The following is a 1,877-nucleotide window of genomic DNA, read 5'->3' on the forward strand; positions in this document are numbered from 1 at the left end:
GGCGTTGATCTAGGAGGTGAAAGTCCTCTACGGGCTCAGTCGAGCGAGAACCGTTAGCCTATGCAAGGGTGTTCACCGTGAGGTGAAATCTGAAGGAAGCAAATGGCAAAACTTGGTTGTGACGAACAGAAATCTGATAGTAGGCCATTACAACTTGGGCAACCTAGCCATAGATAGAATAGCCCAATGCCTCGACGGGAAGTGTGTAGTGGTAAATCAGGCACAGCCAAGGGAAAGAACAACGTCTTACCTCGGGAGATCTTATGGTTTGTCTCAATAGAGACTAATACAGCAGTGATGTTGTGTGATGAGCAATAAGAAGTCAGCAGAAGGCATAGTACTTTGAGAATGTACAACTCAAAGGAAGGCCTGAACTGAATATATCAAGAAGCAGTCACTAGACACTCAATCATGTGGAGTCATAGCAAGATGAAATTCATCTCTACGTCCCAAAGGGCAATACCGCAAGTAAAGCTCATGGATACGAAGAATGACAAGCATGGTCGGCGTAGACAGGAGGGCGAGTCTTGGTGACCTCAACTTCGTTGATGGAGCAAATCTGCTCCTCAACCAATTTGAATCAAGCTCTTAGACGCGTGAAGAAGAACAAAGGGTGTGCAGGAGTCGACAAGCTCGACATCAACGCCACTATCTCAAGACTTCGACAGGCATCAAACGGGCAAGAGCTTCGCCAGAGTCTTCTGGATGGAAGCTATCAACCTCAACCTGTTCTTGGTGTAGAAATCCCCAAAGCTAGTGGTGGCGTAAGGCAATTAGGTATCCCAACAGTCCTTGATAGGGTAGTCCAACAGGCAATCACATCAGTGCTGTCATGTATCTATGAGCCGAAGTTCTCCGACAGTAGTTACGGGTTTAGACCCAACCGCAGTGCGCACCATGCATTGTCGGCCGCCAGTCGCTACATCCGAGAGGGTCGAGGTTATGTAGTAGATATCGACCTAGCAAAATACTTCGATACAGTGAATCACGATAGGCTAATGCACAGGCTGTCACAAGATATTGCTGATAAACGCGTGTTAAAGCTAATTAGGTCATACCTACAGGTAGGCATAATGCGACATGGACTAGTTGAGCAGAGACAACGAGGCACACCCCAGGGTGGGCCATTATCTCCGCTACTATCAAATATTGTATTAGATGAACTGGATAAAGAGCTAGAGCGTAGAGGGCATAAGTTCTGTCGATATGCAGATGACTGTCAAATCTACGTGCGTAGTGAGGAAGCCGCTCATCGAGTCAGAGAGTCGATAACGGAGTTCTTGGAGCAGAAACTAAAGCTGACGGTAAACCGTAAGAAAAGTGCAGCAACGAGAGTGACAAAGCGAACTTACCTAAGCCACCGCTTCCAGATAGACGGAAGAATCGGGATATCGAAGACGGCACAAGCTCAAATGAAGAAGCGAGTACGTCAGATAACGAAGCGAAATCGAGGACGAGAGTTACAGGTGATAATCACGGAGTTAACTCAATATCTAAGAGGATGGCAACACTACTTCAAGCTTACTGTTAGTAAAAGTGCAATGCAGCGCTTAGACGAATGGATACGGCGTAGATTAAGGTGCTACCGACTAAAGCAGCGCAAACGCAGACACAGCATAGCGATATGGTTACAGCGACAAGGTGTAACGGAGCGTAATGCGTGGAAGCTAGCGATGTCAGATAAGGGTTGGTGGCATCTAGCTTCAACGCCACAGGTTAATCACGCCATGCCAATAAAATGGTTCGAGGGGTTGGGGCTGTACTCACTAAGAGATGGGTATGAGTCACTGAAAATATATTCGGAACCGCCGTATGCGACCCACGCTTGTACGGTGGTGTGAGAGGACGGAGGCCGTGAGGCCTCCTCCTACTCGATT

1 protein-coding gene is annotated in these 1,877 nt (G+C 47.6%); it reads left to right on the forward strand.

All coding sequences use genetic code 11. The features are described from left to right. The first annotated feature begins 548 nt into the window (after positions 1-548). Complete coding sequence (gene ltrA / locus AB4167_RS07690; RefSeq protein WP_372136373.1) at positions 549-1,841, forward strand: group II intron reverse transcriptase/maturase; 1,293 nt, start codon at positions 549-551, stop codon at positions 1,839-1,841. Positions 1,842-1,877 lie beyond the last annotated feature (36 nt).

The organism is Vibrio sp. 10N.286.49.E11 (genome assembly GCF_041469505.1).
Classification (GTDB): Bacteria; Pseudomonadota; Gammaproteobacteria; order Enterobacterales; family Vibrionaceae; genus Vibrio; species Vibrio crassostreae_C.

Coding starts and splice junctions, on each gene's coding strand:
- ltrA (WP_372136373.1), top strand. CDS start 549: ATGGAGCAAATCTGCTCCTCAACCAATTTGAATCAAGCTCTTAGACGC.